Origin of the sequence: Pseudoalteromonas sp. BSi20652 (genome assembly GCF_000239855.1) — a bacterium.
Lineage (GTDB): Bacteria > Pseudomonadota > Gammaproteobacteria > Enterobacterales > Alteromonadaceae > Pseudoalteromonas.
The window spans coordinates 1-16,298 of the sequence record NZ_BADT01000084.1; the positions used below are offsets into that span (position 1 = coordinate 1).

7 protein-coding genes and 3 pseudogenes are annotated in these 16,298 nt (G+C 41.4%); 3 read left to right on the forward strand and 7 right to left on the reverse strand.

What is annotated here, in order from left to right; all coding sequences use genetic code 11:
* The first annotated feature begins 208 nt into the window (after positions 1-208).
* A complete protein-coding gene (locus P20652_RS11380) occupies positions 209-724 on the forward strand; it encodes a M23 family metallopeptidase (protein WP_008167851.1) in 516 nt (171 codons plus the stop codon).
* Between the two features lie 109 nt (positions 725-833).
* On the opposite strand, the gene P20652_RS11375 is transcribed toward P20652_RS11380, so the two are convergent.
* The gene (locus P20652_RS11375; protein ID WP_008167852.1) at positions 834-1,781 is read right to left on the reverse strand and encodes a sodium-dependent bicarbonate transport family permease; all 948 of its coding nucleotides are present in this window, start codon (positions 1,779-1,781) and stop codon (positions 834-836) included.
* A 150-nt stretch (positions 1,782-1,931) separates the two neighbouring features.
* Here P20652_RS11375 and P20652_RS11370 point away from each other — a divergent pair, with 150 nt between their 5' ends.
* The gene (locus P20652_RS11370; protein WP_008167854.1) at positions 1,932-2,876 is read left to right on the forward strand and encodes a LysR family transcriptional regulator; all 945 of its coding nucleotides are present in this window, start codon (positions 1,932-1,934) and stop codon (positions 2,874-2,876) included.
* A 12-nt stretch (positions 2,877-2,888) separates the two neighbouring features.
* Here P20652_RS11370 and P20652_RS11365 read toward each other — a convergent pair whose 3' ends face one another.
* The 3 genes from P20652_RS11365 to P20652_RS11355 form a co-directional block, all read right to left on the reverse strand.
* Complete coding sequence (locus tag P20652_RS11365; protein WP_008167857.1) at positions 2,889-3,890, reverse strand: LacI family DNA-binding transcriptional regulator; 1,002 nt, start codon at positions 3,888-3,890, stop codon at positions 2,889-2,891.
* 75 nt (positions 3,891-3,965) lie between these two features.
* Complete coding sequence (locus tag P20652_RS11360) at positions 3,966-5,492, reverse strand: MFS transporter (protein WP_008167860.1); 1,527 nt, start codon at positions 5,490-5,492, stop codon at positions 3,966-3,968.
* 32 nt (positions 5,493-5,524) lie between these two features.
* Positions 5,525-6,853: a GH1 family beta-glucosidase gene (locus tag P20652_RS11355; protein ID WP_008167861.1), complete on the reverse strand. Its 1,329-nt coding sequence runs from the start codon at positions 6,851-6,853 to the stop codon at positions 5,525-5,527.
* Between the two features lie 273 nt (positions 6,854-7,126).
* Here P20652_RS11355 and P20652_RS17890 point away from each other — a divergent pair.
* Positions 7,127-9,669: pseudogene (locus tag P20652_RS17890) on the forward strand (exo 1,3/1,4-beta-D-glucan glucohydrolase).
* A gap of 316 nt (positions 9,670-9,985) precedes the next feature.
* On the opposite strand, the pseudogene P20652_RS17895 reads toward P20652_RS17890, so the two are convergent.
* The 3 genes and pseudogenes from P20652_RS17895 to P20652_RS11345 all read right to left on the reverse strand — a co-directional run bounded on the left by P20652_RS17895 (position 9,986) and on the right by P20652_RS11345 (position 16,102).
* A pseudogene (locus P20652_RS17895) lies at positions 9,986-11,472 on the reverse strand (tryptophan halogenase family protein).
* Positions 11,465-13,015 (reverse strand): tryptophan halogenase family protein, encoded by a 1,551-nt coding sequence (locus P20652_RS11350; RefSeq protein WP_008167873.1) that lies wholly within the window; start codon positions 13,013-13,015, stop codon positions 11,465-11,467. Before P20652_RS11350 ends, P20652_RS17895 begins: the two are co-directional and overlap by 8 nt.
* Before the next feature lie 122 nt (positions 13,016-13,137).
* Positions 13,138-16,102, reverse strand: a pseudogene (locus P20652_RS11345) (TonB-dependent receptor).
* Positions 16,103-16,298 lie beyond the last annotated feature (196 nt).

The following is a 16,298-nucleotide window of genomic DNA, read 5'->3' on the forward strand; positions in this document are numbered from 1 at the left end:
ATTGTGTGTATTTTGCTATTGTATTGTTTAGGTTAGCTTTGTGGCTTATAAAACCTGTTTTGAAGTTGATCAGCTTAGTACATGTTAGTCGGGTATTTCATTCAAATAAAACTCCATAAATAAAACCATAAATACGACTCATGATGAGTTCAGTTATTATGGCTAATAATTTACCTGTATAAGTTATTTAAATATCAAGGATAGAAAAGTGAAAGTACTTAAGTGGATTGCAATTGGAATAGCTACTTTATTAATTATAGGCTTACTAATTCCCGAAAAAATAATGATTCCGGTACAAGGTGCCACAAGTAAAGATTGGAACCATAACACATTTTGGTACGAGCCTTGGGGTAGGTCGGGTGTGCACAAAGGAATTGATATTTTTGGTATAAAGAACACTCCTGTAGTTGCCTCAACAAGCGGTGTTGTTATATTTGCTGGTGAGTTAACCCTAGGTGGTAAGGTGGTTGCAATACTTGGGCCTAAATGGCGCGTGCATTATTTTGCACATTTAAATGACTACTCGGTAAGTACAGGTGATGTAGTTAGCATAAACAGTCAAATTGGTTTACTTGGCGATACCGGAAATGCTGCGGGGAAACAGCCACATGTGCATTATTCTATTTTATCGTTAGTGCCCATGCCGTGGCTTTTTACAACGCAAAACCAAGGCTGGAAAAAGATGTTTTTTTTGAGCCCACATAAAAAATTAACGATTAAGTAACCATTGTATTTACTATAAATGACCTTTTTAATTTAGCTGTTAATCCCTTATAAAATGGGCTTAACAGCTTTAAAGTAATAAATTTTAATTGTTAATAATGATTTGTTCGTTATTGCATTGCTACTGCGAGCTGGTGGTATAAACCAATACCAACAATCACATTAAACGGAAAAGTTACACCGAGTGAGCTCAGCATAGCAAGACCAATATCGGCTTTTGGAATTGCCGCTTTTATTGCAGCGGGTGCGGCTATGTAAGAGGCGCTGGCGACTAAGCTGCCCAATATAACGACCGAGCCTAATTCTAAATTTAAAAATGTGCCTACTGCTGTGCCAATCGTGCCTAAAAACAGCGGGGTGACAATAGCAAATACCGCTAGTTTCCAGTGTTTCCAGGGGATAGGACGAAGAGTTTGCGCGGCTACTAAACCCATTTCTAGTAAAAATAATGCAAGTACAACTTTAAAGCTACTTGTTAAAAGGCTGGTTACTTGGCTACCTTGCACTGTGCCGTACATCATACCTATTACTACACCGCCAACGAGTAAAATCACACTTTTGTTCGTGAGTGTTTCGTGCCAAAGCGCTTTTAACGACAGCGCACTGTTTTGGCTGTTTTCTTTATCAAGCTTTCGGTAAAGCAATAAACCAACAATTATGGCGGGCAGCTCTAGCATCACTAAATATAGGGTTACTTCTGCGCCCACAACTAACTTAGCTGACTCAGCATAGGCGAGCGCAACAGCAAATGTACCCGCACTCACTGAGCCGTAATGTGCGGCAATACTGGCGCTATTAGCAACAGAGAGTTTAATCACGTATTTTAAAATAGGGTAAAGCATCAGTGGTATAAGTGCGCCAAGCAGCATTACCGACCCCATTTCGGGCAGTAGTTGCCAGCTTAAGTTGCCATGGAGCACCATACCGCCTTTTAAGCCGATGGTTAACATGAGCAATAAACTTAATGTGTCGTAGGTGGCTTTTGGAATGGCCAAGTCAGAGCGTAAAATACCTGCTACTAATCCTAAAATAAAAAACATAACAACAATATCTGGCACTGGCTTTCCTTACTAGGTGGTAAATTAAGTGGCGCTATTGTAAATAAAACTTAGTATAGTAAATAATAAAATAAACACGAGCTAGGTATAGGTATTTATCTATAGGTTGTTTTTAAGTAGCTATTATTAGATAAAGATTATGAGGTAGGTATGGATTTACGACATATATCGTTTAGGTTGCTTGAAGTATTTATGAGCGTGGTTAAAACGGGTTCAATAAGCGAAACAGCAAGGCGCTTACACCTAACGCAGCCTACGGTGTCGCTACAAATAAAACGACTACAAGAAGCGGTAGGCGAGCCATTACTTCTTATACAACAGCAAAAGCTACACGTGACCGATGCGGGGCTTGAGCTATTTAAAACATGCCAACAGGTGTTTGGACATTTTGACGATTACCAAGATTTTTTAACCGAGCTTAATGGCGGATCGCGCGGCCGTTGTAAAATTGCCATGGTTAATACGGCGCAATATATTTTACCAAAACTGCTTGGCCCCTATAGTAATTTACATCCCCATGTTGAACTCCCGCTTGAGATTGGTAACAGGGCTGAGGTGCTTGATAGATTTGAGCGAGGAGAGGACGACATTTATGTATTTAGTCACCCGCCGTCGCTTGAACACGCACAAGCTGCGCGCTTTTTGCATAATCCACTGGAATTTATAGTGCCGCTAAACCACCCGTTAGCTCACGTAAAAGCCGTTAAATTAACTGATTTAATGCAGTATCGCTTTTTACTACGAGAAAATGGCTCAGCAACACGTATGTTATTTGAAAGCGAGTTACAAAGCCGAGGCTTAGTGCTAAGCGATAGCGTGCAAATGGCGAGTAATGAAGCAATACGCGTCGCGGTTGCATCGGGGATGGGTATTGCGGTTTTATCACGCCATGTACTTGCAACAGACGATACTAGTTTTAAAGTTTTAAATGTAACCGATACCCATTTGGCGAGTCATTGGTATTTTGTAATGCGAACAGATAGGCACATATCGCATGCTGCACGTAACTTTTTAAAGTTTGCGCAGCAGCACGTGGAGCAATATTTAGATACGCAGTGGGTACGTAACGAGTTACATAACTTAAATCTAGATTAATCTTAAATTTTATTAATTAATGTCGGGTGTTGAGTCTCTTAAAATAAGCTTTGGCTGAAACACGTGCTTTATTGTTATGCCGCTTTTTTTATAAATATCTTTAAGTACTAAGTTAGCCGCAGCTCGGCCCATTTCGGGAACTGGGTTATCTATTGTAGTCAGTGTTGGGTAGAGGTAATTGGTAAAAATTACGTTATCGAACCCAATAATAGCTAAATCTTTTGGTAGGTTAAAACCGTGTTCGCGAGCGTATTTCATGGCACCCGATGCCATTTCATCATTGGCACATACAAGGGCGGTTATTTGCGCTTTATTTTGAATAAAATGCCTTAATCCGTCGCTGCCGCCGGTTTCTTTAAAGTCGCCAATGTAAAATAGGTTTTCGTCAAAGGTTAGGTTGTATTCTGCCAGAGCTTGTTTGTGACCTTTTAAACGATTTGACGCATCTTCTTTAAACTGCGGGCCTGCTATGTACGCAATGTTTTTATGGCCTTTGTTGATCATGGCTTTAGTGGCTAAGTAGCCGCCCATTACGTTGTCGAGGCTAATGCAGTTTTCTTCAATTTCTTTAACGTAGCGGCTCATTAAGTAAATAGGGGTTTTGCCTTTACTTAACTCAATTAAGTACTCGTTTGATACTGCTTCTACGTGGGCAATAATAGCGTCGCAATTACGGCCTATTAAAAACTCAAAGCCGCTTTTTTCTTTTTTCTCGTCACTGTGCCCAGGGGTAATAATAACGTGTTTACCGGCAATACGAAGGTGCTCTTCAATGGCTGACATCATTTGACCAAAAAACGGACCATCCAACTCAGAAACTAAAATACCGACGCTGTTTGTAGTGCTAGACGCCAAAGAGCGTGCGATAGAACTTGGCTGATAGCCTAGCTCTTTCATTGCTTCTAATACCTTTTTTTTAGTTTTTTTGCTTACGTAGTCGTTGTCGTTAAGCACCCTTGAAACAGTTGATAAAGACACACCTGCCATTTCTGATACTTGATAAATTGTCGCCATTGATGTCCTAGCTTATATGTGTTTTTACTCGCGCTTTATAAAAATATAAAGCGCGAAGGGTCATTAAAAGTTAATTTACACATTACTGCGTCTAATTGCTAAGTCTTCTGTTATTTTTTGCGTCATCGCTGAGGTAAGCGGATAAATAAGCATCAATGCGGCGCCTAAAAAAGCAAATGCGGCAGGTATCCAGCTCATAAGTAACTGCATACCAGGTAGGGCTTGCGTAATTGTTAGCTCATCCATACCGTTATAGCCGTAGCCTGCAAGTACCACTAATACTAATGCACCTGCAAAACCACCACCGGTTTTTTGCACAAATGTACCCGCAGAATAAATAAGGCCTGTAGCGCGGCGTTTGTTTTTCCACTCTGAATAATCGGCTGAATCACCAAGCATACTAAAAAATAATGTTGGCATCATCGCGGCAAAAAATTCAGCAGCGCAACCAAAGGTAAATACAGCAACCAGGTTATCGCTAGGCACCCAGTAAAATGCAGTAGTGAGTATGCCGCTTAGCATTAATGATGCAATAAATAGGTTTCGTTTACCCATCATTTCGGCCAGTTTACCTGTGGCAAGTGCGCCTAATATAGATACAACCAACAAGGCAATAAAGTATTGCCCAGCCATAAGTTCATTGGCTACATGGTACTTAAAGTAGTACGCAATTACACCGTATTTTATGCCATTAAACATCATGGTTAAAAAACCAATGCCGAGTAATACCAACCAAGGTTTGTTGGTCAGAAGATCAACCATGTCGCGCTGTGATCCTGTTAAGCTTTGCTTATCTTTATTGAGCAATTTTTTAATAACGAATGTCATTGTGGCCATAACAAGGGCAAAAAATACCCCGCTGTATAAATCGCGGTAATAAAAAAACAGGGTAGTAGCAAGCAAAGGTAGGATTATAAATGGCAGGCTTTTGGTTAAATCAAACAACTCTGATTTTAAATTGCCTTCATTTGAGGCGTGCGGTGTTACACGCTCTTTGGTGGTCGCAAACGTTATAATCATTAAAATAATAAGTAAGCTGGCAAATAAGTACATAGTAAGCTGATAGCCTTTGGCATCGTCGCCGCCACCAAAAAAAGCTACTAGCTCAGGTAAAAAACCCATAACCAATAAACCACCAGTAAACGCACCTGCAAACCTAAAACCAGAGAGCTTTGTGCGCTCTGTATCGTCTGGTGTCATTACGCCCATAAGTGCCGAGTAGGGCACGTTACTTACGGTGTAAGCAAGTGTTAAACCAATGTAGGTTACGTAGGCATAAATAAGTTTGTTGGTGGTGCTAAAGTCGGGTGTAGTAAAGCACAACACCATAAACAAGCCCAAAAACGGTGCCGAATAGAGTATCCACGGGCGAAATTTACCAAAGCGCGACTGCGTTCTGTCGGCAATCATACCCATAATAATATCGGTTACGCCATCAGATAGCCTTACCACTAAAAACAACATGGCAGCGGCGGCTGCCGATATGCCAAATGTATCGGTGTAAAACACCGCTAAATAAGCAAGCGCGCCGCGCCATACTAAGTTAGCGCCGGCATCGCCCATGGCGTAACCGACTTTTTCGTATAAAGGGAGTTTGTTCACAGTGTGTGTTCTTATTGTTATAAGCCGATAAATTATCGGCTTGTTATTAGTTTACTGTACGCTTTACCGCTGGCTTTAACAGTTCGTTTTTGTGTGTTGTAGTCTACGTGTACTATGCCAAAACGTTTTAAATATCCTTCAGCCCATTCAAAGTTATCCATGAGGCTCCACGCAAAGTAACCATCTACTTTAACGCCTTGCTCTGCTGCGTTATGCAGGGCATTTAAATGCTCGTGGTAATATTCAATACGGTCGATATCTTTTACTTCACCGTCTTTAAATTCGTCAGCCATGGCTGCACCGTTTTCGGTAATATAAATGGGCGGTAGGGTGTATTTTTCGTTTAACGATACAAGTAATTCTGTAAGCGCTTTAGGGTAAATTTCCCAGCCAATATCAGTCATTGGTGCTTTATGTGGCAGCTCATGGTAAAAGTCGGTTTCACTTGCTTGATAATGCATGCGGGTATAAAAGTTAACCCCTAAATAATCCAGCGGTTGCGCAATTATTTCCATGTCGTCCTCTAAAATATCAGGGCGGTGGGCTTCAGGTAACTGCTTAATAATATCAGGGTATTGCCCCTGCATTATTGGTTTTATGTACCACTGATTTATATAATCGTCAGCAAATGCTGTGGCTTTTAAATCGTCTTCACTTTGGGTAACGGAGTAACAAGGCGTAAAGTTAAGAACAATCCCGTTTAGCGTATTTGGGCTATTTTTAGCAAGTACTTGCATAGCCAAACCGTGACCCAGTAATAAGTGGTGCGCGGCTTTACGACCAAATTCGCGACCTACAATGCCAGGCGCATGTACGCCAATTTCGTAACCTAAGTAAGAGCTACAAAACGGCTCGTTTAAGGTGGCGTAAGAGTGCACACGATCCCCAAAAGCTTTGGTAATTAAATCTGCGTAATGCGCAAATTCGTAAGCGGTGTTACGGTTTAGCCAGCCACCCTCGTCTTCAATATGTTGTGGTAAATCCCAGTGGTACAGCGTTACAAAAGCTTTAATGTTACGGCGTTTTAATTCATCTAAAATGTCGGTATAAAACTTAACGCCTGTCGGGTTTAAGTGGCCGCTTTTAGTCATTACGCGAGGCCATGAAATCGAAAGTCTGTAAGCGTCTACACCTAATGACTCAATTAAGTTTATATCGCTTTTCCAGCGAGTGAAGTGATCGCAGGCTACATCGCCATTTGAATTATCGACTATTTTGCCTTCTTTACTGCAAAAGGTATCCCAAATACATGGCAAGCGATCAGTTACGCCGCCTTCAATTTGAAATGAGGCCGTAGCTACACCATAAGTAAAATTTTTGGCTAAAAGTGGTGAGCCACTAGGTAAAGATAATTGTTTCATTAAGAGAAAACCTCTGTTTTTTTTGTAGTAAATTTTGCTTTTATTTATAGTTTATAAATCTCATTGTTGGAAGCGCTTCCATATATAATTTGATTAATCACTACGGATGGTATTTAATAACTTTAAGGAAGCGCTTCCATAATTAGGTTAGTGGCTATTGTTAAGCAGGTCAATAGTTAAATTTAAATAACAAATAGGCGCTTCACAAAAACACACTGACACAACACAGGGCTATAAAAATAGAAAAAAAGCTTAAACACTAATAGGTTACACATGCTCCCCATTTTAATAGGGGGGTTATGCGTTTTAAGTGCGTGTAATAAACAAGAGGTTAACGCTAATAATAGCCAAGGCGCCGTAGCCAAAAAAGCTGATTATGAACAAGGTGATTTATCACTTTGGCCAACGCTCAAAAGTAAGGTAGTTAAAACGCCTGAAATTGAAAATACGATTGCACAGTATTTAAAAACAATGACGCTTGAACAAAAAGTAGCGCAGATGATCCAACCTGAAATTCGCGATATTAGTGTTGAAGATATGCGTAAATATGGTTTTGGTTCGTATTTAAATGGGGGTGGCTCGTTCCCGAATGCTAATAAGCATGCAACGCCTGCCGATTGGATAGCGCTTGCTGAAAGTATGTATCAGGCCTCGGTTGATGACTCGATTGATGGCAGTAAAATTCCGACTATGTGGGGCACTGACGCAGTACATGGTCATAATAATGTGATTGGGGCGACGTTATTCCCGCACAATATTGGTTTAGGTGCTGCTAATAACCCCGCATTAATTGAGCGAATTGCAGCGGCTACGGCAAAAGAGGTCATGGCAACAGGCATAGATTGGGTGTTTGCACCGACTGTTGCGGTTGTGCGCGATGACCGATGGGGCAGAACGTACGAAGGCTACTCAGAAGATTCAAGCATAGTGCGTGCGTATTCAGCCGCAATTGTAAATGGATTGCAAGGTAAAGCCGATGGGGACTTTTTAAGTGATAAACGCGTAATTAGTACCGTTAAGCACTTTTTAGGCGATGGCGGCACTGTAGATGGTGACGATCAAGGCGACAATATTGATAGCGAAGAGGTGTTATATAATATTCATGCCCAAGGTTATATAGGTGGCTTAACCGCAGGTAGCCAGTCTGTTATGGCATCGTTTAATAGCTGGAATGGTAAAAAAATCACGGCAATAAATACTTACTTACCGATGTACTCAAAACCAAAATGGGTTTTGATGGCTTTGTTGTAGGTGATTGGAACGGACACGGACAAGTTGCAGGTTGTACAAACGAAAGTTGCCCGCAGGCTGTTAATGCAGGGCTTGATATTTTTATGGTACCAACAGGTGCTTGGAAGCCACTTTATGAAAATACAATTAAACAAGTAAAAGCGGGCACAATAACAATGGCGCGAATAGATGACGCCGTGGCACGTATTTTACGCGTTAAATTACGTGCAGGTTTATTTGATAAACCAAGCCCCGCAAATCGAAAATATTCAGGTAAATTAGAACTAATAGGTGCGGCTGCGCATCGTGATATTGCCCGCCAAGCGGTACAAGAGTCGTTAGTACTGCTTAAAAACAACAACCATATATTACCAATTAACCCATCAAGCAATATACTGATTGCAGGCGATGCGGCCGATAACATAGGCAAGCAATCGGGCGGTTGGAGTATTACGTGGCAGGGAACTAATAATCAAAATGCAGATTTTCCCGGAGCAACGTCTATTTATACGGGGCTAAAAACGCAAATAGAGGCTGCTGGCGGTAACGCTATTTTAAGCCCAACGGGTGAATTTAATACCAAACCCGATGTAGCCATTGTTGTATTTGGTGAAGAACCATACGCAGAGGGGCATGGCGATAAAGATAACCTTGAGTTTGAACGTAACAATAAACGCTCTCTTAAAATATTAAAAACATTAAAGCAGCAAAATATACCGGTTGTTTCTGTGTTTATATCGGGTAGACCAATGTGGGTTAACAGCGAGCTAAACGCGTCAGATGCATTTGTAGCAGCATGGCTTCCTGGCACACAAGGACAAGGTATTGCAGATGTTTTATTAGCGGATGCAAGTGGTCAGGTACAATACGACTTTAAAGGTAAATTGTCGTTCTCGTGGCCTAAATCGCCACTACAAACCGCAGTAAATAAGGGCGATGCTGATTACTCACCATTACTACCGTATGGCTTTGGCTTAACGTATAAAGATGAAAGTACGCTTGGCAATAATCTAAATGAAGACTCAGGTGTTGATATTAGTAACCTTGCGCCGCTATCTATATTTAATGGCAGTTTTAAAACACCGTGGCGTTTGTTTTTAAATTCAAACAGTGAGCAGCACCAAGTAGCAAGTAACAGTGTAAAGCTCGGCGGCATTACTTATCGCACTGAAGACAAAGCGATTCAAGAAGATGCGATGCAATTTTATTTTGATGGTACTGCAGCCAACTACATTGAAATCAATAGTAACTTTACCGAAGACAAAGTGGCCTACATTGAAGCAAATTCGGCCCTTAGCTTTAGCTATAAAGTAAACCAAATACCTAGCTCACAAACATACCTTGCAATGAAGTGCGAACAAGGTTGTGGTGGCGAGCTTGATATTACCAGTGATCTTGAAAATGCTGATTTAAATACATGGCAAACCATGAGTATAGATTTAACGTGTTTTGCTAAAAAGGGCGTTGATTTTGCCAGAGTAACCAGCCCTTTTATTATTAAAACGGCAGGAGAGCTTAACGTTTCAGTTGCAGATATTAGCTTTGAACCACAAAGCGCTAAAAGCGCCGTGGTTAAGTGTGAATAATAAAACGTAAAAGTTGTTGTGTGTACCCAAAGCCCTGAGGGCGTGTTGATCTTTGTGGATTGAAATTTGTTCAATCTAGGGGCAATTTAATCGCGGCGAGAGGTTTGTAACCTAGTGGGCTAAGTAAAAACCGAGCAACAAAGAGTAAATTGCCCCTAGGCAGAACCCTACGGGCAGCGCATGTTTGGCATTTATGCTACGTTATCGCCTATTTATGGGGAATAACCACACTACATAGGCTCTGCCTTGGCTAAAAACCAAACATACTGCTGCAAATTCAACCACCAAAGAACAACACGCCCTAATAAGGGCTTTTTTATGCTGGGCAATACTGCTTTAAAAATTCATGGTGGGGTGGTAATTGGCTGACGCGTTGCTCTATTTGTTGCTTAATACCGTGTAAAAAACGGGTGAGTTCTTCATCGCTCATCATGCTGGCTATTAAGTGATGTTGATTAGGCTCAATACCCTGACCAAGCATAACTTGCACCCACGAGTCGACTCTAAAAATGTCGCCATCGTCTAAAAATACACGGCCGGTTTGTTTAAACAAATCAATTTTATGCTGAAGTGTTTTTGGCACCTCCATCTCACTACAGTGTTGCCAAAATTCGCTGTCATCACGATTAGTTACTTTGTAGTGCAGCACAATAAAGTCGCGAATATTTTCAATTTCGCTTTTAAGTTGTTTGTTGTATTCGTCAATGGCGTGATTGGTAATGCCATTAAACGGAAATAAACGCATAAAGCGAATAATACCCGACATAATTAAGTGAATGCTGGTGGACTCAAGTGGCTCTACAAAACCGCTGGCAAGGCCAAGCGCTAGGCAGTTTTTGTTCCAGCCTTTTAAGCGCCGCCCTGTTTTAAATTTAATAATACGGGGTTCTGTAAGCGGCTCACCTTCAATGTTATTTAATAAGAGCGCTTTGGCTTGTTCGTCGTCCATATATTGGCTGCAATAAACTAACCCGTTGCCGACACGGTTTTGCAGCGGTATACGCCATTGCCAGCCGCTTTTGTGGGCAATAGAGCGGGTAAGTGGCAATACGGTCTCGCTGGTTGATTTTGTTTGCACCGCAATGGCGCTGTTACACGGTAGTAAATGCGACCAGTCTTCGTAGCCAGTATGCAATGCTTGCTCTATTAATAAGCCTCTAAAGCCGCTGCAATCAATAAAAAAGTCGCCGTTAATATACTCGCCACTATTTAAAGTAAGTGATTCTATATGGCCTGTTTTAGGGTTTTTACTACTTTTTGTATTTTACCTTCAACGCGTTTTACACCTAATGGCTCTGAAAATTCACGTAAAAACTGCGCGTAACGCGTGGCATCCATATGGTAGGCATAGTTAATAGGGTTTTGCTGATTAAACGCAAATTTACCGCTTTTAGCCGCTTGCAGCTCGTAGCAGTAATCGCCAAATGGGTTGTTTATTCCTAAAGTTTTACCTTGCAGCCAAAAGTGATGAAATTCACCCGCCCAACATTCTTTGCCCGTTGCGCCAAATGAGTGAATATAATGCGTGTTTTCATCGCCCCAGTTTTCAAAGCTAATACCTAGTTTAAAACTAGCTTGAGTGGCTTTCATAAATGCTTGCTCGTTTATACCCAGCAATTTATGAAATGTACGAATAGGCGGAATTGTTGCCTAACCAACACCTACAGTGCCAATATCGTCAGATTCAACAAGGGTTATGTTTATATTGTTACCAACTAGTTTAGCAAGTGCTGCTGCGGCCATCCAACCTGCGGTGCCGCCTCCAGCAATTACTACGTTTTTAACAGCATTTGTTTTAGTCATTATGTGGCTGCCCATTATTTGATAAAAGGTGATTTAAAAGCGCTCGATTACTTGGCAGTCCATTTAAACACTGCGCTATTTTTTCGCGATTTTGCTGATAATAGTAATCCCCAGCACGTGGGTCGTTAAATGTATTTTGTGCAGATACTGTTTGTGTATTAAAGCCCATGCCATATAAAACGTATTGATAACTGCTTGATGAAAACACTTCTTCGTTTTCAATAAAATCAAAGCGGCTAGGGGGCTGAAATTGCCAAAGTTTAAGTAAGTTTTGCAGGCGCTCGGGTGCGGTATTTAAATTACTAATATCTTGCCAATAAGGAGTGTCGTCGCGCTCGCTTAGCACATAATGAAGTTTTAAAAATTCAATAACACGCTGCCAACGCGTGCTAAAACGGTCATTAAAACGCGTTTTAAGCTGGCTCATGTGGATGCGGTTTTGCGGTAGTTGCTCGCTTATCATGCTAATTGAAAGTTCAACCATGGCAAGTGCTGACGCTTCAAGTGGCTCTAAAAAGCCAGCTGACATACCTACAGCAACACAGTTTTTAATCCAAAATTTTTGCCTGTAACCAGGGCTGAATTTTAATACGCGGTAGTTAAGTTGCCCTGCTTGTTGCTCACTGGTACTTTTAGCTATGTAGCTTTTTAGTGTATTTGTTGCGCTTTCATCACTTTGATAATTACTACTAAATACATAACCTGTGCCACGGCGTGTTGGCAGGGCTATATCCCAAATCCAACCGTTACTTTGTGCTGTAGATAGCGTAGCAGAGGCAATTGGCTGATCGGTGTGTGCATTAGGTATTTGCGCCGCAACAGCGCTGTTATTAAATAAAATATGATCTTGCGCTATAAACTCACTATTAAAATGCTCACCAATTAAACGAGCACGAGAGCCTGAGCAATCTATAAATAAATCACCTTTTATATCGCCCTTATTATTTGTTTTTAATGCGGCAATATAGCCATGCTCGTCGTTAAAAACGTGGCTTACATCGTCAGTAATATGCGTAACATTTAGATTTTTAACACAGTGATTTTTTAAAAAATCAGCAAACTTACCCGCATCTAAATGATAGCCATAGTTGGTGACTGCTGCATATTCAGGTGTTTGTAATTGCTTTGGTGCAAGTGCTGCTTGGCATACAAAGCTTTGCATATTAACAACGTCGGCAAATTTTTGATCAGGTGCAATACGTTGCCAACTGGCGTGTAAATTAGTGTGCTCGTAGCCTTGTGGATTCATAAAAGGGTGGTAGTAGTTTTCTCCCTCGCTGAGGTTGCGCCAATTTATAAATTTAGAACCTTGCTTAAATGATGCGTCGCACTGGGTTATAAAATCACTTTCTTTAATGCCAATGCGCTGTAGCGTGTTACGCATTGACGGCCACGTGCCTTCGCCCACGCCCAATATAGGCACGTTTGCCGACTCGACTAACGTTATATTAAGGTGCGGGTGTTCGGCGGCTAATAAGCCTGCGCTTAGCCAGCCGGCAGTGCCACCACCTAAAACGACTATTTTTGTTATTGGTTTGGTCATAACTTAACACCCTAAAATTGATAACAATTAAACTAGCATTATTATTCTTATAAATAACCTGTACTGAGCTTAAATACAAAAAAGCCGCTAGTAAAAACTAACGGCTTTACTTTGTAGTACCTTTAGAAGTTGTAACGCATACCAATATTGTAACGTGCGCCTAGCTGTTGTAGGTTCCACAATTGTACTGACGTGCGGCCATGTTCGCGGCTGTTTTGTTCAGTTATATTAAGGCCTTCAACAAAAACGAAAGTTGTTCGCTGTAGTTGTACGCAACATTAAAGTCGATTTGATAATATTCTTCAGTAAAGCCTGGCTCATTTACGTACCGAGCTGCGCTATTTAAAAACTTATCACGCCAGTTGTAAGCAATACGTGCTTGGAAATCATCGTTTTCGTACATTGCAATAAAGTTAGCTGTATCGCTTAAACCCACTAATGCAAATTGTGTAGTGGTAGGGCTGGCGTTTACATCAAAGTCTATGTCGCCATTTACGGTGGTGTAGTTTGCTTGCACACCAAAGCCGCTTTCACCAAAAAAGTGCTGAAAGGCAATTTCAAAACCATCAATGGTGGCATTTTTATTGTTGGTAGGTACTTGCGCTGTAAATTCTAGTAATGGATCATCGCTGTTAGCAATGACATCGTAAGCGGCTTCAAACTCTTCGTATGTCATAGAGTCAAAATCAACGTTGTTTTCTGTTGCGGCCACCATTTGAAATAAGTTTGAATCGGTTAAGGCAAGTCCGCGAGATTCTAGCTCAGCAATGGCAGCTTGAGCGCGAGGGCCCGCTGTTGCATCGCGTAATCCGTAGTAGTTTTGTGTCATGGGTGTTAAACCAATGAAGTTTTCGATGTCTTTAGTGTAGTAACCTACCGACACATAACTTGTTTCTGCAAAGTACCATTCAGCCGATACATCAATGTTATCTGACTCAAGCGGCACTAAACCAGGATTACCCGTTGATGCTGTAGCCGGTGATGAACCCGCTAAAAGAGTAGGGGCACCTGGTACACCCACCGTTGCTGCTGAACTTAAGTTGTCGTAAGTTGGTCGAGCAATTGTTGTGCTGTAAGAAAAACGTGCTTTTACGTTTTCGATTACTTCTATGTCAAAGTCAAAGCTTGGTAAAAAGTGATCGTAGCTAGATTTAAGCGTGAAATCTTCTTTATCTGAGCCAAAACGAACGTTAAAGTCGTTATTACCTTCCCACGCTACTGCGTTAGGTAAATCGATATTAGCCGTTGAGGTAATGTCGGTAGACTCTTGGCGCGCGCCAATTACGATGTTGTATGGCATATCGCCAATGTAGCCGTTGTAAGTAAATTGCACAAACGCAGCGGTTATATCTTCTTCAATGGTGCGGTTAGTTGCAAATGCGCCATCGGCTGCAAAGTTAAAGCCGTACTCTTCGCCTGCCCAGTAACCAATTTGCGATGCGCTGCCGGTATAACCTTGGTTGAACGAACCCGATGTATCGTAGTCGTCAAACTCAGCTAAAAAATTTGTTGGATTGAGGAATCCCTCAGGTAGTTCGCCTGGATTTTCGACTCCCCAGTTACCCATTGTATTACGAGTCAGTGATTGCAGTGAATGGCTTTCCATAGAGCGAGACTCTATACCAAAGTCAATTGCACCGTTTTCAATTTCGTATTTACCATGGATTCTAAACTCTGTGATTTCAGATTCTTGACGAGCAAAGTTAGAATCTAAAATAGACGTACCCACATCAGCGGCATCTAACGTGTTATTACAATTTAGATTTTCTCGGCGACAATCGTCAAAATCAATGCTCATTGATGGAAGTTCGCGGCTAAAATCAACTTCTTGTGCATTAACTACGTTTGCGCCAAGACCTGCGTTTACCCAGCTGCCATAAGGTGCATCGGGTTTGCTAGTGGCTTTTGAATTGTGCGCATCAAACATAAAACTCAATTGTGAATTAAAATAGTACTCAACGTTTAAACCAATAGAGTCGTTTTGATTAACTTGGTTTAGCTCTTGAAACGCTAAGCCTAAATCGCGAGTTTGCTGTTCGCGACGTTCTTCTCGATAGTAAATAGGGGTTTTTACGGTGTTATCGTCAAACGTTAGCGCGCTTTTGTAGTTATCCATCCATATTGATTGCTCTGCACGGGCTTCGAATAAATCTTGTTTAGAATACGTGTAATCAAGCGTGGCTGTTAAATCGTCAATTGGGCTGTATTGCAGCGTTAATTGCGCGTTTGTACGCGTGCGTTCTCTGTCGGCAATGGTGTAGCGCAAATCTGATGGCATTGAATAAAGCTGGCCAACAGCGGGTGCATTAGTTAAAACAATATCGTCTGCAGCTTGTGGGATTGTGCCGTCAAAAGCTGATGTATTCCATTGATTTACAAACGCACCTGTTGATGAGCTATCGCGCTGTTGCATGCTTGCAGTTAACGAGGCACCAAATTTAGCTTCACTGTCAGTCCAGCTGATTAAGCCCGAAAGCTCTGGTGTTATGTCATCACCAACGCGGTTTGTTGAGTCGTGTAATGCTTTTACGCCTACGCTTGAAATAAAACCTGGGTTGTCGAGCGGGCGGGCTGTATTAATATTAATTGTTGCGCCAATGCCACCTGATGCAATACTTGCTTTACCTGTTTTGTATACTTCAACCGACTTAACGCTATCAGATGCTAAGTTTGCAAAGTCAAAAGCACGAGAGCTTGGTGTACCGCCGCCTGCAGGCAAAGAGGCTGCCGGCATAGTACGACCGTTTAGAGTTACCATATTGTAGTCGGGGCCAAAACCACGAACCGTAACTTTAGAGCCTTCGCCATTAGAGCGATCTATCGACACACCCGTAATACGCTGTAGTGATTCTGCTAAGTTGGTATCTGGGAACTTACCAATGTCTTCAGCTGATATCGCATCTACAACACCGGCTGCGTCGCGTTTTAAACGTGTTGATTCTTTAATGCTACTTTTAAAACCAGTAACTTGGATAACTTCAACATCTGTATTCGCTTCTTGTGCATATACAGGTAAAGATATAGATGCGCCTAAAATCAGAGATAGGCTGGTTGCTATCTTTGTTTTTTTACAATATGGTTGGACATTCGGTTTCCCTCGCGCTTTTATCATTATTATTAACAGCATGTATGGTGCTGTTATTGTGTAATTATAAACATTGTCAAATGTGTGGAAGCGCTTCCACAATAGTGTAGGGTTGTGTTTTTATGGAAGCGCTTCCAGAAATGCTAGTTTAAATTTTAAAAAGGGTCAACTTTTGTTTTAATAAAATGACAATAAATT